This window comes from Pseudomonas cyclaminis, assembly GCF_015163715.1.
In the GTDB taxonomy this organism is placed as follows: Bacteria; Pseudomonadota; Gammaproteobacteria; order Pseudomonadales; family Pseudomonadaceae; genus Aquipseudomonas; species Aquipseudomonas cyclaminis.
This window is the reverse complement of sequence record NZ_JADDUM010000245.1, coordinates 1-26,732: the sequence shown is the minus strand read 5'-3', so window position 1 is coordinate 26,732 and position 26,732 is coordinate 1. Positions and strand designations below refer to the sequence as shown.

24 protein-coding genes and 1 pseudogene are annotated in these 26,732 nt (G+C 59.5%); 8 read left to right on the top strand and 17 right to left on the bottom strand.

What is annotated here, in order from left to right; translation table 11 throughout:
* The 16 genes from IQK56_RS26225 to rpsB all read right to left on the bottom strand — a co-directional run.
* A partial coding sequence (locus IQK56_RS26225) for a PHP domain-containing protein (protein ID WP_193901878.1) occupies window positions 1-864 on the bottom strand: 864 nt, incomplete at its 3' end.
* Between the two features lie 75 nt (window positions 865-939).
* Window positions 940-1,572: a ribonuclease HII gene (rnhB, locus tag IQK56_RS26220; RefSeq protein ID WP_193863072.1), complete on the bottom strand. Its 633-nt coding sequence runs from the start codon at window positions 1,570-1,572 to the stop codon at window positions 940-942.
* A complete protein-coding gene (lpxB, locus tag IQK56_RS26215; RefSeq protein ID WP_122305385.1) occupies window positions 1,569-2,708 on the bottom strand; it encodes a lipid-A-disaccharide synthase in 1,140 nt (379 codons plus the stop codon). The genes rnhB and lpxB overlap by 4 nt, the downstream gene beginning before the upstream one ends.
* 2 nt (window positions 2,709-2,710) lie before the next feature.
* Window positions 2,711-3,487, bottom strand: a complete 777-nt coding sequence (lpxA, locus tag IQK56_RS26210; protein WP_122305384.1) for an acyl-ACP--UDP-N-acetylglucosamine O-acyltransferase — start codon at window positions 3,485-3,487, stop codon at window positions 2,711-2,713.
* On the bottom strand, window positions 3,484-3,924 hold the full coding sequence (gene fabZ, locus IQK56_RS26205) for a 3-hydroxyacyl-ACP dehydratase FabZ (RefSeq protein ID WP_003172281.1): 441 nt from the start codon (window positions 3,922-3,924) through the stop codon (window positions 3,484-3,486). The genes lpxA and fabZ overlap by 4 nt, the downstream gene beginning before the upstream one ends.
* A gap of 111 nt (window positions 3,925-4,035) precedes the next feature.
* Window positions 4,036-5,091, bottom strand: coding sequence for a UDP-3-O-(3-hydroxymyristoyl)glucosamine N-acyltransferase (gene lpxD, locus IQK56_RS26200; protein ID WP_122305383.1), 1,056 nt, complete (start codon window positions 5,089-5,091; stop codon window positions 4,036-4,038).
* Window positions 5,092-5,094: 3 nt separating this feature from the next.
* The gene (locus IQK56_RS26195; RefSeq protein ID WP_003172279.1) at window positions 5,095-5,598 is read right to left on the bottom strand and encodes an OmpH/Skp family outer membrane protein; all 504 of its coding nucleotides are present in this window, start codon (window positions 5,596-5,598) and stop codon (window positions 5,095-5,097) included.
* A 45-nt stretch (window positions 5,599-5,643) separates the two neighbouring features.
* Window positions 5,644-8,031 carry an outer membrane protein assembly factor BamA gene (gene bamA / locus IQK56_RS26190; RefSeq protein WP_122305382.1) on the bottom strand — a complete coding sequence of 796 codons (2,388 nt, stop codon included), beginning with the start codon at window positions 8,029-8,031 and terminating at the stop codon, window positions 5,644-5,646.
* Between the two features lie 74 nt (window positions 8,032-8,105).
* The gene (rseP, locus tag IQK56_RS26185) at window positions 8,106-9,458 is read right to left on the bottom strand and encodes a sigma E protease regulator RseP (RefSeq protein WP_150674786.1); all 1,353 of its coding nucleotides are present in this window, start codon (window positions 9,456-9,458) and stop codon (window positions 8,106-8,108) included.
* A gap of 53 nt (window positions 9,459-9,511) precedes the next feature.
* Entirely contained in the window at window positions 9,512-10,702 is a 1,191-nt protein-coding gene (gene ispC, locus IQK56_RS26180; protein ID WP_122305380.1) for a 1-deoxy-D-xylulose-5-phosphate reductoisomerase, read from the bottom strand.
* On the bottom strand, window positions 10,699-11,508 hold the full coding sequence (locus IQK56_RS26175; RefSeq protein WP_193863074.1) for a phosphatidate cytidylyltransferase: 810 nt from the start codon (window positions 11,506-11,508) through the stop codon (window positions 10,699-10,701). Before IQK56_RS26175 ends, ispC begins: the two co-directional genes overlap by 4 nt.
* On the bottom strand, window positions 11,509-12,264 hold the full coding sequence (gene uppS, locus IQK56_RS26170) for a polyprenyl diphosphate synthase (protein WP_099583356.1): 756 nt from the start codon (window positions 12,262-12,264) through the stop codon (window positions 11,509-11,511).
* A gap of 17 nt (window positions 12,265-12,281) precedes the next feature.
* Window positions 12,282-12,839 carry a ribosome recycling factor gene (gene frr, locus IQK56_RS26165; RefSeq protein ID WP_122305378.1) on the bottom strand — a complete coding sequence of 186 codons (558 nt, stop codon included), beginning with the start codon at window positions 12,837-12,839 and terminating at the stop codon, window positions 12,282-12,284.
* Window positions 12,836-13,579: a UMP kinase gene (gene pyrH / locus IQK56_RS26160; RefSeq protein WP_003189161.1), complete on the bottom strand. Its 744-nt coding sequence runs from the start codon at window positions 13,577-13,579 to the stop codon at window positions 12,836-12,838. Before pyrH ends, frr begins: the two co-directional genes overlap by 4 nt.
* Window positions 13,580-13,788: 209 nt before the next feature.
* On the bottom strand, window positions 13,789-14,652 hold the full coding sequence (gene tsf / locus IQK56_RS26155) for a translation elongation factor Ts (protein ID WP_099583358.1): 864 nt from the start codon (window positions 14,650-14,652) through the stop codon (window positions 13,789-13,791).
* A 192-nt stretch (window positions 14,653-14,844) separates the two neighbouring features.
* Window positions 14,845-15,582 carry a 30S ribosomal protein S2 gene (gene rpsB, locus IQK56_RS26150; RefSeq protein WP_003189158.1) on the bottom strand — a complete coding sequence of 246 codons (738 nt, stop codon included), beginning with the start codon at window positions 15,580-15,582 and terminating at the stop codon, window positions 14,845-14,847.
* Between the two features lie 388 nt (window positions 15,583-15,970).
* Here rpsB and map point away from each other — a divergent pair, with 388 nt between their 5' ends.
* From map to IQK56_RS26130, 4 genes and pseudogenes are all read left to right on the top strand, one after another.
* Window positions 15,971-16,753: a type I methionyl aminopeptidase gene (gene map / locus IQK56_RS26145; RefSeq protein ID WP_122305377.1), complete on the top strand. Its 783-nt coding sequence runs from the start codon at window positions 15,971-15,973 to the stop codon at window positions 16,751-16,753.
* A gap of 63 nt (window positions 16,754-16,816) precedes the next feature.
* Window positions 16,817-19,519, top strand: a complete 2,703-nt coding sequence (locus tag IQK56_RS26140) for a [protein-PII] uridylyltransferase (RefSeq protein ID WP_193863076.1) — start codon at window positions 16,817-16,819, stop codon at window positions 19,517-19,519.
* A 38-nt stretch (window positions 19,520-19,557) separates the two neighbouring features.
* Window positions 19,558-20,757: pseudogene (dapC, locus tag IQK56_RS26135) on the top strand (succinyldiaminopimelate transaminase).
* Between the two features lie 152 nt (window positions 20,758-20,909).
* Window positions 20,910-21,647: a M12 family metallopeptidase gene (locus IQK56_RS26130; RefSeq protein ID WP_193863078.1), complete on the top strand. Its 738-nt coding sequence runs from the start codon at window positions 20,910-20,912 to the stop codon at window positions 21,645-21,647.
* A gap of 28 nt (window positions 21,648-21,675) precedes the next feature.
* On the opposite strand, the gene IQK56_RS26125 is transcribed toward IQK56_RS26130, so the two are convergent.
* Window positions 21,676-23,319, bottom strand: coding sequence for a Na+/H+ antiporter (locus tag IQK56_RS26125; protein ID WP_122305373.1), 1,644 nt, complete (start codon window positions 23,317-23,319; stop codon window positions 21,676-21,678).
* A 225-nt stretch (window positions 23,320-23,544) separates the two neighbouring features.
* Here IQK56_RS26125 and IQK56_RS26120 point away from each other — a divergent pair, with 225 nt between their 5' ends.
* The 4 genes from IQK56_RS26120 to IQK56_RS26105 all read left to right on the top strand — a co-directional run bounded on the left by IQK56_RS26120 (window position 23,545) and on the right by IQK56_RS26105 (window position 26,654).
* Window positions 23,545-23,907: an ArsC family reductase gene (locus tag IQK56_RS26120; RefSeq protein ID WP_099583364.1), complete on the top strand. Its 363-nt coding sequence runs from the start codon at window positions 23,545-23,547 to the stop codon at window positions 23,905-23,907.
* Window positions 23,908-23,939: 32 nt separating this feature from the next.
* Entirely contained in the window at window positions 23,940-24,974 is a 1,035-nt protein-coding gene (gene dapD, locus IQK56_RS26115; protein ID WP_122305372.1) for a 2,3,4,5-tetrahydropyridine-2,6-dicarboxylate N-succinyltransferase, read from the top strand.
* A 64-nt stretch (window positions 24,975-25,038) separates the two neighbouring features.
* On the top strand, window positions 25,039-26,244 hold the full coding sequence (locus IQK56_RS26110; RefSeq protein ID WP_150761115.1) for an aminotransferase class V-fold PLP-dependent enzyme: 1,206 nt from the start codon (window positions 25,039-25,041) through the stop codon (window positions 26,242-26,244).
* The gene (locus tag IQK56_RS26105) at window positions 26,241-26,654 is read left to right on the top strand and encodes a SufE family protein (protein ID WP_122305370.1); all 414 of its coding nucleotides are present in this window, start codon (window positions 26,241-26,243) and stop codon (window positions 26,652-26,654) included. Before IQK56_RS26110 ends, IQK56_RS26105 begins: the two co-directional genes overlap by 4 nt.
* Window positions 26,655-26,732: the final 78 nt, after the last annotated feature.

Here is a 26,732-nt window from a genome sequence, read left to right as displayed (position 1 = left end):
GATGGTCATGCCATCGGGAATCGGGAAGTTGGGCAGGAAGTGCTTGCCCAGCTTCACTTCAATGTTGCAGCGCTTGGCAATCTCGACGGAGTTTTCCAGGGCCTCGGGCAGGTCGCTGAACAGCTCGGCCATCTCGTCGGCGCTTTTGAGGTATTGCTCTTCGCTGTAGTTTTTCGAGCGACGCGGGTCATCCAGGGCCCGGCCTTCGCCGATGCACACGCGGGTTTCGTGGGCTTCGAAATCTTCCTTCTTGATAAAGCGCACATCGTTGGTAGCGACCAGCGGCGCGCCCAGCTTATCGGCCAGGGCTACGGCGGCGTGCAGATGCTCTTCATCATTGGGGCGATTGGTGCGCTGCACTTCCAGGTAGAAACGGTCGGGGAAGACCTGCATCCACTCCTTGGCCAGCACTTCGGCGTCCTGGGGGTTGCCGCCCAGCAGCGCAAGGCCAATCTCACCCTCTTTAGCGGCCGACAGCATGATCAGGCCTTCGCTGGCCTCGGCGACCCATTCACGCTCGATAATGATCGAACCGTTGCGCTGTCCATCGATAAAGCCGCGGGAGATCAGTTCCGTGAGGTTGCGATAACCGACGCCGTTCATCGCCAGCAGGCTGATGCGGCTCAGCGCGTTATCCGGATCTTTATTGGACAACCACAGGTCGGCGCCGCAGATGGGCTTGATGCCGGCGCCCATGGCGTTCTTGTAGAACTTGACCAGGGAACACATGTTGTTCTGATCGGTCACCGCCACCGCAGGCATGTTCATGCCCACCAGGGTTTTGACCAGGGGTTTGATCCGTACCAGGCCGTCGACCAGGGAGTACTCAGTGTGCAGGCGCAGGTGAACGAATGAAGCCGGCATAGTGATCCTGTCTTATACGTGGAAACAACAAGGCCCGGATTGTACCGGGCCTTGGCAAAAACATCAGCCTCGCGACTACACCTCGCTGAGACTCTCCCGCGCCTCGTAAGCCAGGCGTACCGGGGCAAACGAGCGGCGGTGGATCGGCGTGGGGCCGAGCCGGGCCAGGGCTTCCAGATGAACGGGCGTCGGATAGCCCTTGTGCCCACCGATGCCGTAGCCAGGGTAGATCAATTCGAAAGCGGCCATTTCCCGGTCACGGCTGACCTTGGCCAGGATCGAGGCCGCGGCGATGGCCGGGACCTTGCTGTCACCCTTGACCACCGCCTCGGCCGGCATCGCCAGTTTCGGGCAGCGGTTGCCGTCGATCATCGCCAGCTTGGGCGTGATGTGCAGGCCTTCAATGGCGCGCTGCATGGCAAGCATGGTGGCGTGAAGGATGTTCAACTCGTCGATTTCTTCGACTTCGGCCCGGGCAATATGCCAGCTCAGGGCTTTCTCACAGATCTCGTCGTAGAGCTTTTCGCGGCGCGCTTCGGTGAGCTTCTTCGAATCATTGAGGCCGAGGATCGGACGGTTCGGGTCAAGAATCACCGCTGCCGTGACCACCGCGCCACACAGGGGGCCGCGCCCTACTTCGTCAACACCGGCCACCAGTTCGTCGGCTAGGGCAACCAGGCTGAAATCCAGGCCCATTTGCGTACTCATAAAGCTTCCTGTTTGTGGCCGATCAAGGTCAATACGGCATCCGCCGCCTGGTTCGATGCGTCACGGCGCAGGGTGCGATGAATCTCATCAAACCCCCGGGTCTGTTCTTCGCCGCCATCGATCAACGGCAGCAGTGTCTGTGCCAAGGCCTCGGGTGTTGCATCGTCCTGCAACAACTCCGGCACCAACAGGCGCTGGGCCAGCAAGTTGGGCAACGAGATGTAGGGACTTTTGACCATGCGCTTGAGAATCCAGAACGTCAGCGCCGCCAGGCGATACGCCACGACCATCGGACGCTTGTAGAGCAAGGCTTCCAGCGTGGCCGTGCCTGAGGCAATCAGGACCGCATCGCAGGCCGCCAGGGCCAGGTGCGATTGGCCATCGAGCAGGGTCAACGGCAGGTTGCGACCTTCCAGCAGCGTTTCGATCTGTACACGGCGCTGCGGGCTGGCACAGGGCAATACGAAACGCACACCCGGTTTCAAGGCTTGCAGGCGTTCGGCGGCATCGAAGAACACGCTGGCCAGCCGGCCGACTTCGCCACCCCGGCTGCCCGGCATCAACGCGACGAGCGGGCCATCGGGCAAGCCCAACTGCGCACGGGCCGCTGCACGGTCCGCCTGTAACGGGATGTCGTCCGCCAGGGTATGCCCGACAAACCGCACCGGCACCCCCTGCTCTTCGTAGAACCTGGCCTCGAACGGCAGCAAGGTCAGCATCAGGTCGCAGCCTTCACGGATCTTCAGCACACGCTTCTGTCGCCATGCCCACACGGAGGGGCTGACGTAATGCACGGTCTTGATCCCTGCCTGGCGCAACTTGAGTTCGATATTAAGGGTGAAGTCCGGCGCGTCGATTCCGATGAAGACGTCAGGCTTTTCTTCGATCAGGGTCTGAATCAGCAGCTTGCGGCGCGCCAACAGCTCACGCAGGCGGCCCAGCACTTCCACCAACCCCATGACCGACAGGCGCTCCATGGGAAAGTAGGACGCAAGGCCTTCAGCCTGCATCAGCGGACCACCGACGCCGATAAACTCCACCGCAGGATGCTGGGCCTTGAGGGCCCGCATAAGACCTGCGCCCAGAATATCGCCGGAAGCTTCTCCGGCCACCAGCGCAATACGCAGATTGGCCATGATCAGCGGGTGATGCCGCGGGTCGATGCCTGGATCGAATCACGGAACACCGCGACTTCCGGGAACAACGCTGCGGGTTCAGCCAATTGGGCCAACGCCTGGTCTACGGTCAGCCCCTGGCGGTAAACCACCTTGTAGGCACGGCGCAGGGCGTGGATGGCCTCTTCGCTGAAGCCACGACGGCGCATGCCTTCGAAGTTCATGCTGCGGGCTTCGGCCGGGTTGCCGAACACCGTGACGAACGCAGGGACATCCTTGCCAATGGCGGTGCCCATGCCAGAAAAGCTGTGGGCGCCGATATGGCAGTACTGATGCACCAGAGTGAAGCCAGACAGGATCGCCCAATCGTCAACGTGCACATGGCCAGCCAACGCCGTGTTGTTGACCAGAATGCAGTGGTTGCCGATCACGCTGTCGTGGCCGATATGGGCATAAGCCATCACCAGATTGTGATCACCCAGCGTGGTCTCGGCACGATCCTGCACGGTGCCACGGTGAATGGTCACGCCTTCACGGATGATGTTGTGATCACCGATTACCAAGCGTGTCTCTTCACCCTTGTACTTCATGTCCGGGGTGTCTTCGCCTACCGAGGAAAACTGGTAGATACGATTGTGTTTGCCAATGCGGGTCGGACCTTTGAGGATCACGTGCGGCCCGATGACAGTCCCCTCGCCGATTTCCACACCTGCGCCGATGATCGACCAAGGGCCGACCTCAACGTCGGCGGCCAGAACGGCCGACGGATCGATGATTGCGCGAGGGTCAATCAAACTCATAGTTTGCGTTCCGCACAGATGATCTCGGCAGAGCACACCGGCTTGCCGTCCACCGAGGCCTGGCATTCGAACTTCCAGATCTGGCGCTTGCAGCTGATGAACTTGGCTTCCAGGATCAACTGGTCACCCGGGGTGACCGGGTTGCGGAAACGCAACTTGTCGGAGCCCACGAAATAGTAAAGCGTGCCGTCGGCAGGCTTGAGGTCAAGCATTTTGAAACCAAGGATACCGGCAGCCTGGGCCATCGCTTCGATGATCAACACGCCCGGCATGATGGGATGCGCGGGAAAGTGACCGTTGAAGAACGGTTCGTTGATGCTGACATTCTTGTAGGCACGAATGCGCTTTTCCTCAACATTGAGGTCCACTACGCGGTCCACCAGCAGGAACGGGTAACGGTGAGGCAGGTATTCGCGAATCTCGTTGATGTCCATCATTTCGGGGGGAAGCCTGTAATAAAGATTGGGGGCGGGCGACTAAACGCACGCCCCGCTAGCAAATCAAGGAGGCAAGTCTAGCGGCTGTGCACACTTGATATGGAAATGGTATCAGCCTTCTGATGAAGCATTACCGCCAGGGGTCACGTCCCCAACACGCTTTTCCAGCTGTTTGAGACGTCGAGCCATGTCGTCGAGCTGCCTCAACCGTGCTGCACTCTTGCGCCATTCAGCCGCAGGCTGCATGGCGGTACCGGATGAATAGGCCCCCGGCTCGGTAATCGAGTGGGTCACCATGGTCATGCCGGTGATGAAAACGTTGTCGCAAATATCGATATGCCCCACCAGCCCGACGCCACCGGCAAGCATGCAATGCTTGCCGATCCTGGTGCTGCCGGAAATCCCCACGCACGCCGCCATGGCGGTGTGATCGCCAATCTGTACGTTGTGGGCAATCTGGATCTGGTTGTCGAGCTTCACACCGTTGCCGATCACGGTATCGGCCAAGGCCCCGCGATCGACAGCCGTGTTGACGCCGATTTCCACGTCGTCGCCGATCAAAACGCCGCCGACCTGGGCAATCTTGTTCCAGATACCTTTGGAGTTGGCAAAACCGAAGCCCTCCCCTCCGATCACAGCACCTGACTGAATGACCACACGTTCACCGATACGCACATCGTGGTACAGGGTCACGCGGGGTGCCAGCCAGCCATCGGCACCGATTTCACAGCGCGCACCAATAAAACAATGCGCACCAACGGTCACACCGGCCGCAATGCGCGCACCACTCTCGATCACCGCAAAGGCGCCAATGCTTGCCGCAGGATCAACCTGGGCATCATCGGCGATCACCGCCGACGGGTGAATACCGCTGGCTGCCTTGGGTTTTGGATCGAACAGGTGCGACACCTGCGCATAGGCCAGGTACGGATCAGCTACCACCAGCGCATCCCCGGCAAACCCTTCGGCGTCAGCGGCCTTGAGCAATACGGCTGCGGCTTGGCTGTCGACGAGGTATTTACGGTATTGAGGGTTTGCGAGGAAGCTCAACTGAGCTGGGCCAGCCTCCTGCAAGGTGGCTAGCCCAGTGATTTCCTTCTCCTTGGAGCCACGCAAGGTGGCCCCCAGGAACTCGGCCAACTCGCCGAGCTTGATAGTCGCGGTCATGGCTTACTTCAGCTGGTTCATGCGCTCGATCACCTGACGGGTGATGTCGTATTGAGGCTTGACGTCGATCACTGCGCCACGCTCGAACACCAGGTCAAAGGCACCTTTCTTGATGACTTCTTCCACAGCGCTGTCGAGTTTCGGCTTGAGCTGCTTGAGCATTTCACGGTCGGCAACAGCCTTGGCTTCGTTCAGTTCCTTGGATTGGAACTGGTAGTCACGGGCCTTTTGCTTGAACTCAAGCTCCAGACGCTCGCGCTCGCCTTGCTGCATTTTGTCGCCACCGGCTACCAGACGATCCTGGATGCCCTTGGCGCTGCTTTCCAGAGTCTTGAGCTTGGTCAGTTGCGGACCGAATTTCTTCTCGGCATCCACGGCGTATTTCTTGGCCGCGTCGGATTCCAGCAAAGCCATCTGATAGTTCAGGACGGCGATTTTCATTTCGGCGAAGGCCGGGGTGGTTACCAGCACGGTGGCCAGCAGAACCAATTGAGTCAACTTACGCACGATGTACTCCTACAGAATCCGTTGTCGTTATCTTGGGTCAGACGCTTAGAACGTCTGGCCGAGGGAGAATTGGAAAATCTGGGTTTCAGCGTTATCCGGTTTCTTGATCGGCATGGCCAGAGCAAAGCTCAACGGGCCAAGCGCAGTCACCCACGTCACGCCAACACCCACGGAGCTCGCCAGGTTGCTGAGGCTCACGTCGTTGCATTGAGTCTTGGACTTCACGCCGCTTGGGTTGGTGATCTGCTCACACTTGGAGTCGAACACGTTACCCACGTCCCAGAAGACCGAAGTACGCAGGGATCGCTGATCCTTGACGAACGGCAACGGGAACAGGATTTCCGCACCACCCTGGATCAACACGTTACCACCGAATGGCAGCGGGTCGTTGTCAGAGTCAACGACGGTACCAGTGTTACCGGTCACGCCGACACCACGGCTCGGCGTACCACGCGGGCCCAGGGTACTGTCCTTGAAGCCACGTACCGAGTTGAAACCACCGGCATAGTAGTTCTCATAGAACGGCAAGCCATTGGTCGAACCATAACCATCGCCATAACCCAGCTCAGTGTGCAGGCGCATGGTGTAGTTATCGCTCAGCGGCTGGAACAACTGGCCACGGTAGTCGAGCTTGAAGAACGACAGGTCGCTGCCCGGCGTGGTGGTTTCCAGGGTCAGGCTCTGGGAGTGACCACGGGTCGCCAGTACACCTTTGTTCAGGGTCGACTCGGACCAGCCGGCAGACGCCTTGAAGTTCAGGAACTTGTCACCTTCACGGCGGGTGAAGTCGAAGATTTCGTCCACGGTGTAGACACCGGTCTTGATCTCATCCTGCTGCGCGGTCAGGCCGAAGGTCAGGCGCGAGGTTTCGCTGATCGGGTAGCCAACGTTGACACCCGCGCCGAGGCTGTCGATCGCATAGCTTGCAACGTCAACATCGAGGTCTTTGTAGTCGGTGGTGCGGTAGAAGGCGTTGTAGCCCAGGCTCACACCGTCAGCAGTCCAGTAGGGGTCGGTATAACCGAAGTTATAGCGGCTCTGGTATTCGCTGCGGGTCAGGCCGATGGAGACACGGTTACCGGTACCGAGGAAGTTGTTCTGGGTGATGGAACCACCCAGGATCAGGCCCGCGCTCTGCGCAAAACCGACGCTGGCGGTGATGGAACCCGACGCTTGTTCCTCTACGGCGTAATTCACGTCAACCTGGTCATCCACGCCCGGTACAGCCGGGGTTTCGACGTTGACTTCCTTGAAGAAGCCCAGGCGCTCAAGACGGGTCTTGGACTGGTCGATCAGGTACGTCGACGCCCAGCCACCTTCCATCTGGCGCATTTCACGGCGCAGCACTTCGTCCGCAGACTTGGTGTTGCCGCGGAAGTTGATGCGGTTTACATAGGCACGCTTGCCTGGGTCAACCACGAAGGTGATGTCCACGGTGTGGTCATCATCGTGCGGGGTCGGTACGCCGTTGACGTTGGCGAAGGTATAGCCTTCGTTACCCAGGCGACGGGTGATCAGCTCGGACGTGGTGGTCATCAGCTTGCGCGAGAACACCTGGTCTTTCTGTACCAGCAGCAGGGCCTTGACCTGGTCTTCAGGCACTTTCAAGTCGCCGCTCAGCTTGACGTCACGAACCTTGTACTTCTCGCCTTCGTTGACGTTGACGGTGATATAGACGTGCTTCTTGTCCGGGGTGATGGACACCTGGGTCGAAGCGATATCCATGTTGATATAGCCACGGTCCAGGTAGTACGAACGCAGACGCTCCAGGTCACCGGAGAGTTTTTCACGGGCGTACTTGTCATCGTTCTTGAAGAACGACAGCCAGTTGGTGGTCTTGAGCTCGAACAGGTCGATCAGGTCGTCATCAGCAAACTTGGTGTTGCCCACCACGTTGATGTGCTGAATGGCCGCCACGGTGCCTTCGTTGATGTTGACCTTCAGGCCGACACGGTTACGAGGCTGCGGGACCACTTCCGTTTCCACGGTCGCGGAGTAGCGACCCTGGGCAACGTACTGGCGCTGCAGTTCGTTACGTACACCTTCAAGGGTGGCACGCTGGAAGATCTCGCCCTCGGCCAGGCCGGATTGCTTGAGGCCCTTCATGAGGTCTTCAGTAGAGATCGCCTTGTTGCCCTCGATCTCGATACTGGCGACGGAAGGTCGCTCGACGACAGTGATGACCAGGACGTTACCTTCGCGCCCCAGTTGGATGTCTTGAAAGAAACCGGTTTTGAACAGCGCACGAGTGGATTCCACCAGGCGACGGTCATCAGCCTGTTCACCGACGTTCAACGGTAATGCACCAAAGACGCTACCCGCGGAAACCCGCTGGAGGCCGTTGACGCGAATATCGGAGATGGTGAAGGACTCGGCGTGAACTTCGGCGATCATCAATACGGTGAGAACCGCAGTTAGCAGCAGACGTTTCATGAAGTCCTTTCTTATTCCAACTGGCAATAAACAAACTGCCGCAAAATGCGGCAGATTCGCAATTCAGCGAAGCGTTACAGTCGACCCAGATCGTTGACAAGGGCTAACAACATCACCCCGACCACCAAACTGATACCGATCTGTATCCCCCAACCCTGCACCCGATCCGACAAGGGGCGACCACGCACCCACTCGACCAGATAAAACAACAGATGCCCCCCATCCAATACAGGAATGGGCAACAAATTCAGAACACCCAGGCTAATACTCAGATAAGCCAGGAAATTCAGGAAATCCGCGACACCCGACTGGGCAGAAGCGCCCGCCACTTTAGCAATGGTTATCGGTCCACTCAAGTTTTTTACCGAGAGCTCGCCGAACAACATTTTCTTGAGGGATTCGAGGGTCAGCACACTCATGGTCCAGGTGCGTTTTGCACCCTCGCCAATTGCCGCCAACGGCCCGAAACTGACCTCACGCACCATCGATGGCGGCCACTCGGGACTCTTGACGCCAGCCCCCAGGTAACCCCCGGCCGCCTTGGCTTCACCACGTACCGCCAGGGTCACGGGGACGTCGATTTGAGCACCGTCTCGCTCAACTTTCAGCACAATTTTGGTATCAGGGCGTACACGCACCAGATCGACCACTTGTTGCCATTCACCCAGCGCCTGGCCATCGAGGGCCAGCAGGCGATCGCCGGTTTTCAGGCCTGCGGCCTGGGCCGGACCCTTCGGATCCAACTCGGCAAGCACCGGCGGCAGCGCAGGACGCCACGGACGGATACCCAGGGATTTGATCGGATCAGGCTCATCAGCGCCCTTGAGCCAATGGTCCAAGGCCAACGAACGCGGGGTTTCAGCGCTGGAATCCTGCTCACGCACCACGACATTGACGGTGCCGCTTTCACCCAAGCGGCGCACCAGTTGCAAATTGACCGCGCCCCATCCGGTGGTCGGCTCGCCATCTATAGAAACAATTTCCTGGCCGGCAACCAGACCTGCCTTGGCCGCAATGCTGTCTGCCTCGACCGCGCCGATGACTGGACGCACCTGCTGGCTGCCCAGCATGGCCAAGACCCAGAAGAAGAACATTGCCAACAGGAAGTTGGCGATCGGGCCAGCGGCAACGATAGCGATACGCTGACGAACGGTCTTGCGATTGAAGGATTGATCCAGTTGATCAGCCGGCACTTCGCCTTCGCGCTCATCGAGCATCTTGACGTAGCCACCCAACGGGATGGCCGCAATCACGAACTCCGTACCACGACGGTCATGCCAGCGAACCAGCGGCATGCCGAAACCGACGGAAAAGCGCAGTACCTTGACGCCGCAACGACGCGCCACCCAGAAGTGGCCGAATTCGTGGAAGGTGACCAGCACGCCCAGAGCAACCAGGGTGCCGACAATCATGTAAAGCGCACTCATCTAATTTCTCCGCATTCCAATCCAGCGCCTGAAGACTCAAACGCGCCCACAGACTAACGCGTGTTGCGGCTCAACCATTGCTCGGCCAAGGTCCGTGCCTTGGAGTCCGCCTCAAATACTGCCCCAAGGTCATTCACAGCCACCACCGGCTCAAGACTCAGGACGTCCTCGATAATACTCGCGATCTGCGGAAAGCGGATGCGCCGTTCGAGAAACGCCGCCACGGCCACCTCGTTAGCCGCATTGAGCATCGCCGGCGCACTGTTACCCGCCTCTGCCGCGTGTCGCGCCAAGCGCAGACACGGAAAGCGCTGCTCGTCCGGCGCTTCAAAGTCCAGGCGAGCGATTGCAAACAGGTCCAAAGGCGCCACACCGGAATCAATCCGCTCCGGCCAGGCCAGGGCGTTGGCGATCGGCGTACGCATATCGGGATTGCCCAACTGGGCCAATACCGAACCGTCCACGTAGTCGACCAGCGAATGAATCACGCTTTGCGGGTGAATGACCACCTCAACCTGGTCCGGCCGTGCGTCGAACAACCAGCAGGCCTCGATCAACTCCAGGCCCTTGTTCATCATGCTTGCCGAATCCACGGAGATCTTGCGCCCCATCGACCAGTTCGGATGGGCGCACGCCTGATCCGGGGACACCTGCTCCAGGTCTGCCAGCGGAGTTTGTCGAAAAGGACCACCGGAGGCTGTGAGCAGAATCCGACGCACGCCAACCTGGCTCAAGCCACGGGCATAGTCACCGGGCATGCACTGGAAGATTGCGTTGTGCTCGCTGTCCAGGGGCAGCAGCACGGCACCGCTTTTACGCACCGCCTGCATAAAGAGTGCACCGGACATCACCAGTGCTTCTTTATTGGCCAGCAGGATTTTTTTGCCCGCATCAACGGCGGCCAAGGTTGGGCGCAAGCCCGCGGCACCGACGATAGCGGCGACCACTGTATCGACTTGCGCATCGGCCGAGACCTGGCACAACCCCTCCTCCCCCACCAGCACCTGAGTGGCCAGCCCGGCAGCCCGCAAGTCATCCTGCAGACTGCGCGCCGCTGCCGCTTCAGGCACCACCGCAAAACGCGGTACGTGGCGTACACACAACGCCAGCAATTCGCTCAGGCGGGTGAACCCGGTCAGGGCAAACACTTGATAGCGGTCAGGGTGACGTGCGATCACATCAAGGGTACTCAACCCTACCGAGCCGGTTGCACCGAGCACGGTCACTTGTTGCAGACGGCTCACGAAGCAGTCATCCACAACAGCACGGCAAAGATCGGGATGGCAGCGGTAAGGCTGTCGATACGGTCCAGCACCCCGCCGTGACCCGGCAGCAGGTTACTGCTGTCCTTGATCCCGGCCTGGCGCTTGAACATGCTTTCGGTGAGATCGCCCACAACCGAAATAAAGACGACGATGGCCGTGCCCAGCAGGGCGAGGAAGATGTCCGTGACCGACCAATCCCGTACAACACCGACCACCAACGTGATCAGCAGGGTCAATGCCAGACCGCCGTACACACCTTCCCAGCTCTTGCCCGGACTGACCGCCGGCGCCAGCTTGCGCTTGCCGAATGCCCGACCCGAGAAGTAGGCGCCGATATCCGCGCCCCACACCAGCACCATCACCGCCATGATCAGCCAGTTACCCATCGGCGCATTCTTGATCTCCACCAACCCTTGCCAGGCAGGCAACAGAATCAACAAGCCAATCACCAACTTGCTGGCCACACTGGACCAATGCCCACTGCTGCGTGGAAACGTCAGCACCAGATAGGTCGCAAGCGCCCACCACAGCACCGCAGCGCCCAGCACCCAAGGGACGATGATGCTCGACAGGGCATGCATCAGAAACAGCAGCACCGCCACCACTGCGGCATACGCCACGCGTGGCAACTGTGCGTTGAACCCTGCCAATCGCGCCCATTCCCAGGCACCAAGGGTTACAACCAGGCCAATAAACAGGGCAAAACCGGAACCGTCGAGCAGGAAAAACCCACACAAGGCGATCGGCAACAGGATCAGTGCTGTGATGATTCGTTGTTTAAGCATTTAAACCCGGGCTCCAGCTTCGACCTGCTCGCTCGTTTTACCGAAGCGACGTTGGCGGGAAGCGAAATCGGCCAGCGCGGTGCGCATGGCATCGTGTTTGAAGTCCGGCCAGAACAGGTCGGAGAAGTACAGCTCGGTGTAGGCCAACTGCCACAAGAGGAAGTTGCTGATGCGATGCTCGCCGCCGGTACGGATGCACAAGTCTGGCAACGGCAGGTCGCCGGTCACCAGGCAGGTTTGCAACAGCTCAGGCGTGATGTCGTCTGGCCGCAGATGACCGGCCTGCACTTCGCGAGCCAGCCGCTGCGCAGCTTGGGCGATATCCCACTGGCCGCCGTAATTGGCTGCGATCTGCAACACAAAACGGTTGGCGCCAGCCGTGATGGCCTCGGCTTCGCGCATGGCCGCCTGCAGTTCCGGGTGGAACCGCGAGCGATCACCGATGATGCGCAGGCTGATATTGTTGTCGTTAAGGCGCTTGGCCTCACGACGCAACGCCTTGAAGAACAGATCCATCAAGGCGCTGACCTCTTCGGCGGGCCGCTGCCAGTTTTCACTGGAAAAGGCGAACAAGGTCAACACCTCGACCTTCGCCTCGGCACACACCTCAATCACAGCCCGCACCGCATCGACACCCGCTTTATGCCCGGCGACACCGGGCATAAAGCGTTTCTTCGCCCAGCGATTATTCCCATCCATGATGATCGCGACATGGCGCGGCACCACAGAGGGTACAGTCTGCTTGGTCTTTTCCATGAAGGCGTCCTGACCCCTTATACGGCCATCAGGTCCTTTTCTTTATCGTCGGTGGCCTTGGTGATCTGGGCCTCGGCGTCCTTGGTCAGCTTATCGATATCGGCAACGGCGCGACGCTCTTCGTCTTCGCTGATTTCCTTGTCCTTGACCAACTTCTTCAGGTCACCCAAGGCATCGCGACGGATGTTACGCACAGCAACACGTGCATCTTCAGCTGCGCTGCGCGCCTGCTTGGTGAAGCCCTTGCGGGTTTCCTCAGTCAGGGCTGGCATGGAGATCAACAGCAACTCACCCAGGTTGGTCGGGTTGAGGTTCAGGCCGGCGCTCTGGATTGCCTTGTCGACAGCACCGAGCATGTTGCGCTCGAAGGCCACGACTTGCAGGGTGCGCGAGTCCTTGACGGTGATGTTGGCCACCTGAGTGATGGAGGTGTCGGTGCCGTAGTACGGGACCATCACGCTGCCCAGGATACTTGGGTGCGCCTTGCCGGTACGAATCTGGCCAAATGCATGGGCCAGGGATTCCAGGGATTTGTGCATACGCTCTTGAGCGTCTTTCTTGATTTCGTTGATCATTGTTGGCCTTCCTCGATCAGAGTCCCTTCTGCGCCGCCGTGTACGATATTCAGCAGGGCGCCGGGCTTGTTCATATTAAATACGCGCAGCGGCATCTTGTGGTCGCGGCACAGGCAAATAGCCGTCAGATCCATCACACCCAGCTTGCGATCCAGCACTTCATCGTAGGTCAGATGATCGAACTTCTCGGCATGCGGGTCTTTGAATGGGTCTGCGGTGTACACGCCATCCACCTTGGTCGCCTTCAGTACCACATCAGCATCGATTTCGATGGCACGCAAGCACGCCGCGGAATCAGTGGTAAAGAACGGGTTACCGGTACCGGCGGCGAAGATCACCACTTCTTTTGAGTTCAAATGGCGCATGGCTTTGCGGCGATCATAGTGATCGGTCACGCCCACCATGGAAATAGCCGACATCACGATTGCCGAGATATTGGCACGCTCCAGGGCATCACGCATCGCCAGGGCGTTCATCACAGTGGCCAGCATGCCCATGTGGTCGCCAGTGACCCGATCCATGCCGGCCGCACTCAGTGCCGCGCCACGGAACAGGTTACCGCCGCCGATCACCAGGCCGACTTGTACGCCGATGCCGACCAGTTGGCCGACTTCCAGCGCCATGCGGTCGAGCACCTTGGGATCAATCCCGAACTCTTCCGAGCCCATCAGGGCCTCGCCGCTGAGCTTGAGTAGAATGCGTTTATAGCGAGCCTGATAACCACTGCCCTGCTGAGCCATTGCGAATCTCTCCTGCGGCGTATTTTTAAAAATTCTTGGCGAGCCGTTTACGGCTTGCGTTCACTCTAGCTGGACGCTGTCACAGCGCCATCGGAACACGGCTTTGTAAGCCAGTTCCGAGGGTAAGCCAAATAAATTCGGCCTCCCATTTGAAAAGAGGCTGCGCGCGTGAGCGGGCAGCCTCTTTCGGGCGACAGTTGAAAACTGTCTTATTGCTTGGCGGCAGCCAGCTGGGCAGCAACTTCTTCAGCGAAGTTGTCGACCGGCTTCTCGATGCCTTCGCCTACTTTGAAGTAGGTGAAGGAAACGATTTCAGCACCGGCTTTCTTAGCCAGTTCGCCAACCTTGATTTCAGGGTTCTTGACGAACGCCTGCTCAACCAGGCTTGCTTCAGCCAGGAACTTGCTGATACGGCCTTTGACCATGTTTTCAACAATGTTTTCTGGCTTGCCTTTGATTTTTTCTTCGTTCAGCTGCAGGAACACAGCTTTTTCGCGCTCGATGGCTTCGGCAGAAACTTCCGAAGGCAGCAGGAACTCAGGGTTGCTGGCCGCTACGTGCATAGCGATGTCTTTGGCCAGTTCAACGTTGCCGCCTTTCAGGACAACTGCAACACCGATCTTGTTGCCGTGCAGGTAACCACCAACAACATCACCTTCAACGCGCACCAGGCGACGGATGTTGACGTTTTCGCCAACCTTGCCGACCAGTACCAGGCGAGCAGCTTCTTGAGCCTCGATCAGCGGAGCGACGTCAGTCAGTTTGTCGGCGAACGCTTTTTCAACGCTGGCAGCAACAAATGCCTTGAAGTCGTCCTGCAGAGCCAGGAAGTCGGTCTGCGAGTTCACTTCCAGCAGAACGGCAGATTTGCCGTCTTCTTTCAGAGCGATAGCGCCTTCAGCAGCTACGTTGCCTGCTTTCTTGGCAGCCTTGATGGCGCCGGAAGCACGCATGTCATCAATGGCTTTTTCGATGTCGCCGTCAGCCTTTTCCAGGGCTTTCTTGCAATCCATCATGCCTTCGCCGGTACGCTCACGCAGTTCTTTAACCAACGCTGCAGTAATTGCTGCCATTTTCAAATTCCTCTTGGATAGGTTTTCAACCATTCCACCCGATCGAACGGGGGATCAATTCTTCCCGAACCACCCTTGTAGGCCGCTGCACGTTACAGATGATGTAGCTGCGCCGCTCACAAATGGTTTTCGAGGTGGCAAAAAGGGGGCCAAGCCCCCTTTTTGCTTACTGAGTCAACGCCAGGGCGTCAATTACTCAGCTGCGGCTACCGGAGCTTCTTCAACGAACTGCTCGGTACCACCAGCAACGTGGTTACGACCACGGATTACAGCGTCAGCCATCGAACCCATGTACAGCTGGATAGCGCGGATTGCGTCATCGTTGCCTGGGATGATGTAGTCAACGCCTTCCGGGCTGCTGTTGGTATCGACTACGCCGATAACAGGGATGCCCAGCTTGTTGGCTTCGGTGATCGCGATGCGCTCGTGATCAACGTCGATAACGAACAGTGCGTCAGGCAGACCGCCCATGTCCTTGATACCACCCAGGGAACGATCGAGCTTTTCCAGGTCACGGGAGCGCATCAGCGCTTCTTTCTTGGTCAGCTTGGCGAAAGTACCGTCTTCGGCTTGCACTTCAAGGTCACGCAGACGCTTGATGGAAGCACGGATGGTTTTGAAGTTGGTCAGCATGCCGCCCAACCAGCGGTGATCGACGTACGGCGAACCGCAACGTGCTGCTTCTTCAGCAACGATCTTGCCAGCGGAACGCTTGGTACCGACGAACAGAATCTTGTTTTTGCCCTGGGCCAGGCGCTCTACGAAAGTCAGAGCTTCGTTGAACATTGGCAGGGTTTTTTCAAGGTTGATGATGTGGATCTTGTTACGCGCGCCGAAAATGTACTTACCCATTTTCGGGTTCCAGTAACGGGTCTGGTGACCGAAGTGCACACCGGCCTTCAGCATATCGCGCATGTTGACTTGGGACATGATAGTTCCTTAATAAGTCGGGTTTGGCCTCCACGTATCCCAATGACCAACCAGCGGCATCAAGGCCTCCGGCACCCAGGTCATCGTGTCGACACGTGTGTGGATTTAAGCTCTTCGGGGCATCCCCGGAAAGCGGCGCATTTTATACCACACGAAGGGCGAAAACGAAACCCGCAATCACATTTGGCGTGCGCGACTTATGCGCAACCCTTTGAATAGAGCGGATATAGCCCCACCTTATAGAGAGAAGCGATCGTCAGGGGCTCATGATTTGCCGCCCGCGTCTGTTAGAATCGCGTTTTTTGGGGCTTGTGCGAAATTCTGTAACCTTTTGTCGCGCGCCCGTAAACCGTATTGATTTCAGCGCGCCGCGCTAGAGAGAGCCTGTATGACTGTTAGTTTGAAAACCGCCGAAGACATCGCCGGCATGCGCATTGCCGGCAAACTGGCTGCCGACGTGCTGGAAATGATTGCCGAACACGTCAAGCCGGGCGTCACCACCGACACCCTGAACCAGATCTGCCATGACTATATCGTCAATGTGCAGGGCGCCATTCCTGCGCCGCTGAACTACAAGGGCTTCCCCAAGTCGATCTGCACCTCGATCAACCACGTGGTCTGCCACGGCATCCCGTGCGACAAACCCCTGAAAGACGGCGACACCCTGAACATCGACGTCACCGTGATCAAGGACCGTTACTTCGGCGACACCAGCCGCATGTTCCACGTCGGCAACGTGCCGGTCTGGGCCGAGCGCCTGTCCCAGGTCACCCAGGAATGCATGTACAAGGCCATCGAAATCGTCAAGCCCGGCTGCCGCCTGGGCGATATCGGTGAAGTGATCCAGAAACACGCTGAAAAGAACGGTTTCTCGGTGGTACGTGACTTCTGTGGCCACGGCATCGGCACCGTATTCCATGAAGAACCGCAGATCCTGCACTACGGCCGCGCCGGCACCGGCATGGAGCTCAAGGCAGGCATGACATTCACCATCGAGCCGATGATCAACCAGGGCAAGGCCGACACCAAGGTGCTGGGCGACGGCTGGACCGCCATCACCAAGGACCGCAAGCTCTCGGCCCAGTGGGAACACACCCTGCTGGTCACCGAAACCGGCTACGAGATCTTCACCCTGCGCGCCGACGACACGATCCCACGCGTTTCGGCCTGAAGGTTGCCCAGGTTTTCCCACAGCGTGTTGTGACTGACTATAGATAGAAAGGAAAGCCGATCGATGCCCCAGGTGGATCCCGAACTCTTCGACCGCGGCCAGTTCCAGGCCGAACTGGCCCTGAAGGCAAGTCCCATCGCCGCTTTCAAGAAGGCGATCCGCCAGGCCCGCGAGGTGCTCGATGAGCGCTTTCGCAGCGGCCGGGACATCCGCCGCCTGATCGAGGACCGCGCCTGGTTCGTCGACAACATCCTGCAAAAAGCCTGGGAACAGTTCAACTGGAGTGAAGACGCCGACATCGCCCTGGTGGCCGTCGGCGGCTATGGCCGTGGCGAACTGCACCCCTACTCCGACATCGACCTGCTGATCCTGCTGGACAGCGCGGACCATGAGATCTTTCGCGATTCCATCGAGCGTTTTCTGACGCTGCTGTGGGACATCGGCCTTGAAGTCGGCCAGAGCGTGCGCTCGGTGGACGAATGCGCCGAAGAGGCCCGCGCCGACCTCACCGTGATCACCAACCTGATGGAAAGCCGCACCATCGCCGGCCCCGAGCGCCTGCGCCAGCGCATGCTGGAAGTCACCAGCACCGCGCACATGTGGCCGAGCAAGGAGTTCTTCCTGGCCAAGCGCGCCGAGCAGAAGACCCGGCACCACAAGTACAACGACACTGAATACAACCTGGAACCCAACGTCAAAGGCTCGCCGGGCGGGCTGCGCGACATCCAGACGATTTTGTGGGTAGCCCGTCGCCAGTACGGCACCCTGAACCTGCGCGCCCTGGCTGGCGAAGGCTTTCTGGTAGAGAGCGAAAACGCCCTGCTGGCTTCATCCCAGGAATTCATCTGGAAAGTACGCTACGCCCTGCACATGCTCGCCGGCCGTTCCGAAGACCGCCTGCTGTTCGATCACCAGCGCTCCATCGCCACCCTGCTGGGTTTTGAAGGCGAAGACGCCAAGACCAGCATTGAAAGCTTCATGCAGCAGTACTACCGGGTGGTCATGAGCATTGCCCAGCTCAGCGACCTGATCATCCAGCACTTCGAAGAAGTGATCCTCGCCCCCGAAGACGAAGCGCCGCCGCAGCCAATCAATGCGCGCTTCCAACTCCACGACGGCTATATCGAGGCACGCAACGACAACGTGTTCCGCCGCACCCCGTTCGCCATGCTGGAAATCTTCGTGTTGATGGCCCAACAGCCGGAAATCAAAGGTGTGCGCGCCGACACCATCCGCCTGCTGCGGGAAAACCGTCACCTGATCGACGATGATTTCCGCAATGACATCCGCAACACCAGCCTGTTTATCGAGCTGTTCAAGTGCAAGATCGGTATCCACCGCAACCTGCGTCGCATGAACCGCTACGGCATCCTCGGGCGTTATCTGCCGGAGTTCGGTTTTATCGTCGGGCAGATGCAGCACGACCTGTTCCACATCTATACGGTGGATGCGCACACCCTGAACCTGATCAAGCACCTGCGTAAGCTGCAGTACACCCAGGTGTCGGAGAAATTCCCGCTAGCCAGTAAGCTCATGGCCAAGCTGCCCAAGCCGGAGCTGATCTACCTGGCCGGCCTGTACCACGACATCGGCAAGGGCCGGCATGGCGACCACTCCGAAGTCGGCGCCGTCGACGCCGAGGCCTTCTGCCAGCGCCACCAACTGCCGCAATGGGACAGCCGCCTGATCGTCTGGTTGGTGCAGAACCATCTGGTCATGTCGACCACGGCCCAGCGCAAGGACTTGTCCGACCCGCAGGTGATCCATGACTTCGCACAGGCGGTCGGCGATGAAACCCGCCTCGACTACCTGTACGTGCTGACTGTCTCCGACATCAACGCCACCAACCCGACGCTGTGGAACTCATGGCGCGCCAGCCTGTTGCGCCAGCTGTACACCGAGACCAAGCGCGCCCTGCGCCGTGGCCTGGAAAACCCGGTGGACCGCGAAGAGCAGATCCGCCGCACCCAAAGCGCGGCGCTGGATATCCTGGTGCGCGGCGGCAACGACCCGGACGACGTCGAGCAACTGTGGTCGCAACTGGGTGACGATTACTTCCTGCGCCACACTGCCGGCGATGTAGCCTGGCACACTGACGCGATCCTGCAGCAGCCCGCCGATGGCGGCCCGCTGGTACTGATCAAGGAAACCACCCAGCGCGAGTTCGAAGGCGGCACGCAGATCTTCATCTATGCACCCGACCAGCACGACTTCTTCGCCGTGACCGTGGCAGCCATGGACCAGCTCAACCTGAACATCCACGATGCCCGGGTGATCACTTCCAGCAGCCAGTTCACCCTCGACACCTACATCGTGCTCGACACCGAAGGCGAGTCCATCGGCGACAACCCGGCGCGGGTGAAAAAGATCCGCGAAGGCCTCACCGAAGCCCTGCGCAACCCGGACGACTACCCGACCATCATCCAGCGCCGGGTGCCACGCCAGCTCAAGCACTTTGCGTTTGCGCCCCAGGTGACCATCTCCAACGACGCGCAGCGCCCGGTCACCGTGCTGGAACTCAGCGCGCCGGACCGCCCAGGCTTGCTGGCACGGATCGGCGGGATCTTCCTGGAGTTCGACCTGTCATTGCAGAACGCCAAGATTGCGACCCTCGGCGAGCGGGTGGAAGACGTGTTCTTCATCACCGACGCCGACAACCAGCCGCTGTCCGATCCTGAGCTGTGCCTGCGATTGCAGGAAGCCATCGTGCAGCAGTTGAGCGTGCCCCAGGAACCCGGTGTCGAGTTGACGCGCCTGACGATCTAAACCTCATTCCAGTTTTTAACGCCTTGCACGAGATTCCCATGAACAACGCCCTGAACCAGCTGCAGCCCTACCCGTTCGAGAAACTGCGCGCCCTGCTGGGCAGCGTCACGCCGAACCCGGACAAGCGCCCGATTGCGCTGTCCATCGGCGAGCCCAAACACAAATCCCCGACCTTCGTGGCCGAGGCACTGAGCAGCAACCTCGACCAGATGGCCGTGTACCCCACCACCCTGGGCATCCCGGCGCTGCGCGAGGCTATCGGCGCCTGGTGTGAACGTCGCTTCAACGTGCCCAAGGGCTGGCTCGACCCGGCGCGCAATATCCTGCCGGTCAACGGCACCCGCGAGGCGCTGTTCGCCTTCACCCAGACCGTGGTCAACCGTGGCGACGATGCGCTGGTCGTCAGCCCGAACCCGTTCTACCAAATCTACGAAGGCGCCGCGTTCCTGGCCGGGGCCAAGCCGCATTACCTGCCATGCCTGGATGAGAACGGCTTCAACCCGGACTTCGACGCCGTGACGCCGGATATCTGGAAACGCTGCCAGATCCTGTTCCTGTGCTCCCCCGGCAACCCGACCGGCGCACTGATCCCGGTCGAGCCCTGAAAAAAACTGATCGCCCTGGCCGACGAATACGACTTCGTCATCGCCGCCGACGAGTGCTACAGCGAGCTGTACTTCGATGAGCAAACCCCGCCGCCGGGCCTGCTGAGCGCCTGTGTCGAACTGGGCCGCCAGGACTTCAAGCGCTGCGTGGTGTTCCACAGCCTGTCCAAGCGCTCCAACCTGCCAGGCCTGCGCTCCGGCTTCGTGGCCGGCGACGCCGAGATCCTCAAGGCCTTCCTGCTGTACCGCACCTACCACGGCTGCGCGATGCCGGTACAAACCCAGCTGGCCAGCATCGCCGCCTGGCAGGACGAAGCCCACGTACTGGCCAACCGCGACCTGTACCGCGAGAAATTCGACGCCGTGCTGGCGATCCTCAAGCCAGTGCTGGATGTGCAACACCCCGACGGTGGTTTCTACCTGTGGCCGAATGTGAATGGCGACGATGCCGCATTCTGCCGCGACCTGTTCGTGGAAGAACACGTGACCGTGGTGCCGGGCTCGTACCTGTCGCGGGAAGTCGATGGTTTCAACCCTGGGGCCGGCCGTGTGCGCCTGGCGCTGGTTGCGCCGCTGGCCGAGTGCGTGGAAGCTGCCGAGCGGATTCGGGATTTCATCCAGCGTCAACGCTAATTCTAATGGCCGCTTACGCTGTAAGCGGCCAACACCGGGAAAGATCACGTAACCCTTTCAACGGGAACACTCAAGCGTCCCTGCCCCACCAAAAGTACCCGCCATTCATGGTTTTAATGGCCTATCCGGTTTTTACTTTTGATGGATCACTCATGACTGTCCATAACTTGACCGCCCCTGTAATTTCGCCCCCTGCCGCCGATGCTTCGCCCCCCACAAGACATAAACGCGGCATCGCCTCTACCAGCAAACTATGGCCACAACATTCAGTACTGAAAATATCTTTATTGAATATGACCGAAGAACAAAAAAGTCTTGTAAAAACCAACATAAAAAAATGGATCCCTCACACTAACCTCTATTTGAAGTTCGTCGAAACGTCGAATGGCGACATCAGAATCAGCGCAGACAACACCACCAGTTCTGGCTGGTCTCGCGTTGGGACGGACGCAAAAAATGCACCGCCCTATGAACCGACCATGAGTATTGGCTTCAAGAACACACCGGAACGCATTGAAGCTCAAGTGCTGCATGAGTTTGGTCATGCCCTGGGGTTAAGGCATGAGCACCAGCACCCAGACCGGACATTGCAGATTGATGATGAAGGGGTTTACAAAGAGTTTGAATCGCGAAGTAAAACAAGAGCTGAGGCTTACAATGACATCCTCAAGAAATTCTACCGCAGCACCGTGACTACCTCGCCTTACGACGAGCACTCCATCATGCACTACAGCTTTCCCGCTTCACGCCTGATAGAGTCGAACGAAATCCCCAAGCCCCTGCAACTGTCGGAAGGTGATAAAAACTTTATAAAGTCTCTTTATCCAGAAGATAGCTCCCCGTATGGAAAGCTCCTTAATACGTTAATCAGAGTACTGATCAAATCATGAGCCCGCTTAGTTACGTCCAATAACATTTTTATTTGACGGCGCCCAGATTAGCCTCACTCATGTCCAAGTCCGCCAACACCTCCCGCAGAACATCATCACCGATCTGGTGATGGCGGCTCAGGCTATATAGCTCCAAGCGTTGCGCGCGCAGGGCCTTGAGCCGCAACTTGCGCTCAAGCTGATCCATCTGCAACGCCAAGGCCTGGGCTTCAGCCGAATCGTTGAACACTTCCAACTGGTGGCGATATTCCGACATCAGCCGCGCCTTGAGTTCGGCAGCCAGCGCGGCCTGGGCAGCGTCTGCGGTCTCGGTTTCAGCGGGCTCTTGCGCCTCCAGGGCATGGATCGCTGCCACAGCGGTCTTTCTCCATGCCTCGCGCACTTCGTTGTGGCGTTTTTCATCCGGGCTCTTTTCAATGCCGCGCAGCAGTAATGGCAAGGCAATACAAGCAGCGATCAACGACAGCAGAATCACGCCGGCAGCAATAAAGATCAGCAGGTCGCGCTCGGGAAAATCCTGGCCCGGCGCCAACAGCAACGGCACCGACATCACGCCGGCCAGGGTCACTGCCCCGCGCACCCCACCGACGGTCAACAGCCAACAGGATCGAGCGGTAGGCACCAGGGTAAGCTCACTTTTCCCACGCAAGCGGCGCAACAGGCCTGACAGGCGCCAGATGCTTTGCACCCAGATAAAGCGCAACACCACCAGCACCAGAAAGATCGCGACCACCTCCAGGCAGCGATACAACAGGGTCGGCCACAAGGTGGTTTCGTGACTCACCACCGCCTTGATGATGTCGGGCAATTGCAGCCCGAGCAGGAGGAAGATCAGCCCATTGAAGGCAAACTCCAGCAGCGACCAGACGCTGCGATTGAGCAAGCGAGTGCTGGTCTGGCGGGGCAGCAGATCCAGCCAACTTTGCATCATGCCCGCCGCCACTGCCGACAAAATCCCAGAAGCACCCAGACGTTCAGCCAGTACATAAGCGGCAAACGGCAGCAACAACATAAACACCACATGCGTCGCCGGATCATCCCAGCCCCGCGCAATCATCCAGGCACGCAGGCGGCCGACCAGCCAGCTCAGCGCCACGCCGACCGCCAGGCCACCCACGGCAACCAATACAAAGGTCAAGCTGGCATCGGCCAGGGAGAACACGCCGGTCAGTGCCGCTGCCAAGGCGAACTTGAAGGTCACCAAACCCGATGCATCGTTCATCAAGGCTTCGCCCTGAAGCATATGCATCAACGGCGTGGGCAAGCGGTTCTGGGAAATGGCCGACACTGCCACGGCATCCGTCGGCGACAAAACGGCCGCCAAGGCGAAGGCCACCGGTAACGGGATCGTAGGCAATATCCAATGGATGAAGTAACCGGCGCCGACCACCGTGAACAGCACAAGGCCCACGGCCAGCGTCAGGATTGGCCCCCGCAGGCGCCACAACTCGCGCTTGGGCATGCGCCAACCGTCGGAAAACAGCAGCGGCGGCAGAAACAGAAACAGGAACAGCTCCGGGTCCAACGCCACATGCAGCCCCAGCGTGGGCCAGGCCAGGAGCGCACCGGCGGCAATCTGCACCAGCGGTAATGGCAAAGGAATAACACGCCCGACCAGACGCGAAACGCTGACCAGCATCAGCAGGATAAGAACGGTGTAGGCGGTTTGCATAACGCGGGGTTCCCGGACATTCGACTTGCAACGACACACATCAGGCAACAACTGAGCGTTGAAGTGCCACATTCCCCCGCTATGTTACCCGGCTATGCCGCACCCCGGCTTTTGCACATAAGTCGCACAAAGCCGTGTGTGCTGCTGACGAGCGGCACCCAAACCCGCTGGTCGTGGCATAATCCCGGACCTTTCGTTTTGAGCATCCTAAAAGGGGGCAATTCCTTGACCGCTTCAAGCAAAACGTTGCACCTTTTCGGCATCAAAGCCTGCGACACCATGAAAAAGGCGCGCACCTGGCTCGATGAGCACGCTGTGAGCTATGAGTTCCACGACTACAAAACGGCCGGTATCGACCGCGAACACTTGACCCAATGGTGCGACGAGCACGGTTGGCAGGTGGTTTTGAACCGTGCGGGCACCACCTTTCGCAAACTCGAAGACGAACGCAAAGCCGATCTCGATCAGTCGAAAGCCATTGAATTGATGCTCGCGCAACCTTCGATGATCAAGCGCCCGGTGCTTGATCTCGGTGACAGAACCCTGATTGGCTTCAAGCCAGATAGTTATTCGGCGGCCCTCAAGTAGGCCAGCCCTTCCATTTTTGTAGAGGTAACAGCATGTCCCATTCCCTGTTCAGCCTGGGCTTCGGCGTTGGCACTCAGAACCGCCAAGGTGCTTGGCTGGAAGTGTTTTACGCACAACCGCTGCTTAATCCGTCGGCTGAAATCGTCGCGGCCATTGCGCCGATCCTCGGTTACACCGAAGGCAACCAGGCGATCACCTTCACCGTGACTCAGGCCCTGCAACTGGCCGACGCGCTCAAGGGCGTCGACGCCACCCAAGCCGCCCTGCTGAGCCGCCTGGCAGAAAGCCACACGCCGCTGGTCGCCACCCTGCTGGCCGAAGACGCCGCACTGACCTCCACGCCTGAGGCCTACCTCAAGCTGCACCTGCTGTCCCACCGCCTGGTCAAGCCCCACGGGCTGAGCCTGGCTGGCGTGTTCCCGCAGCTGCCGAACGTGGCCTGGACCAGCCAGGGCGCGATCGACATCAGCGAACTGGCCGAACGCCAACTGGAAGCCCGCCTGCGTGGCGAGCTGCTGGAAGTGTTCTCGGTGGACAAGTTCCCGAAAATGACCGACTACGTGGTTCCGGCCGGCGTGCGTATCGCTGACGCCGCGCGTATCCGCCTGGGCGCCTACGTGGGCGAAGGCACCACGGTGATGCACGAAGGTTTCGTCAACTTCAACGCCGGCACCGAAGGCCCGGGCATGATCGAAGGCCGCGTGTCGGCAGGCGTGTTCGTCGGCAAGGGCTCGGACCTGGGCGGCGGCTGCTCCACCATGGGCACCCTGTCGGGCGGCGGCAACATCGTGATCAAGGTTGGCGAAGGCTGCCTGATCGGCGCCAACGCCGGTATCGGTATCCCATTGGGCGACCGCAACACCGTGGAATCGGGCTTGTATGTCACTGCCGGGACCAAGGTTGCGCTGCTGGATGAGCAGAACCAACTGGTCAAAGTGGTCAAGGCACGTGAATTGGCCGGCCAACCGGACCTGCTGTTCCGCCGCAATTCCGAGACCGGTGCCGTGGAGTGCAAAACCCACAAATCGGCCATCGAACTGAACGAAGCGCTGCACGCTCACAACTAAGCAGCCACTCGATGCCACTAGCGGGTCCCGATCCTGGGGCTCGCTTATACGAGTCTTGACCACCATGCTTGTGCCCTCCCCCTGGCGCGCCGATTTTCCGGCCATCGCCACCCTGCAACGGCAAGACCAGACCTATCTGGACAACGCCGCTACGACGCAAAAACCCCAAGCCTTGTTGGATGCCATCAGCCATTACTACGCCAACGGCGCAGCCAATGTGCACCGTGCCCAGCATTTACCGGGCGCCCACGCGACCCAGGCCTTCGAGGACAGTCGCAGCAAGGTTGCACAGTGGCTGAATGCAGGTGACACCGGGCAAATCGTGTTTACCCACGGCGCGACCTCTGCGCTGAACCTCCTGGCCTACGGCCTTGAGCACTTATTCAATGCGGGCGATGAGATTGTCATCAGCGCCCTGGAACACCACGCCAATCTGCTGCCCTGGCAGCAACTGGCCAAGCGTCGTGCGCTCACCCTGGTGGTATTGCCACTCGGTGATGACGGCGTGATCGACCTGCACGCCGCCGCCGAGTTGATCGGCCCACGCACGCGCCTGCTGGCAGTGAGCCAGTTGTCCAACGTGCTTGGCGCCTGGCAACCGCTGGAAGCCTTGCTGGCTTTAGCACAGCCCCACGGCGCCCTGACCGTGGTCGACGGCGCCCAAGGCATCGTCCACGGTCGCCACGACGTGCAAGCGCTGGGATGCGACTTTTATGTTTTCTCCAGCCACAAGCTCTACGGCCCGGACGGTGTCGGCGTGCTCTATGGCCGCAACGAAGCCCTGCATCACCTGCGCCACTGGCAGTTCGGCGGCGAGATGGTGCAGCAGGCGGACTACCACAGCGCGAGCTTTCGCCACGCGCCGCTGGGCTTCGAGGCGGGCACTCCGCCGATTGCCGGCGTGATCGGCCTGGGCGCCAGCCTGGATTACCTGGGTTCCCTGGACCCGCAAGCGGTCATCGCCCATGAAGCGGCCCTGCATGACTACCTGTTGCGCGGCCTGAAAGCGCGCAACGGCGTGCGGGTGCTGGGCTCGCCGCAGGTGGCGCTGGTCAGCTTTGTGGTCGAGGGCGTGCATAACGCCGACCTTGCGCACCTGCTGACCGAGCAAGGCATTGCCGTACGCGCCGGCCATCATTGCGCGATGCCGCTGCTCAAGGCGATGCAACTGTCAGGAGCGATCCGCGTTTCCCTGGCGCTGTACAACGATTCCGACGATCTGGAGCGCTTTTTTGAAGCGTTGGACCAGGCGCTGGATATGTTGCGATGAGTTTGCCCGTGGATGCGATTGCCGCCTTGGAAGCCTTCCAGGCCGTAGGAAGTTGGGAACAACGCGCGCGGATGCTGATGCAGTGGGGCGAGCGGCTGCCGGGTTTAGCGGATGATGAGAAAGTCGACGCCAACCTGGTCCAGGGCTGCGAAAGCCTGGTGTGGTTGGTGGCGCGCCTGGAGCAGGGTCATTGGCAATTTGCCGCGAGCAGCGATGCGCGGATGATTCGCGGGCTGGTGGCGTTGCTGCTGGCACGGGTCAATGGGTTGTCGGCGGCGCAGTTGCGGGCGGTGGATTTGCCTGACTGGTTCAATCAACTCGGGCTTTCCCGCCAACTGTCGCCATCGCGCAGCAATGGCTTGAATGCGGTCCTACAACGCATGCGAACGCTAAGCCATACACAGGACTAAATGTGGAGGCTGCCGATTGCAGAGTGTCAGTCACTGAATAAGCTGACTGATCCACCGCTATCGGGGCAAGCCCCCTCC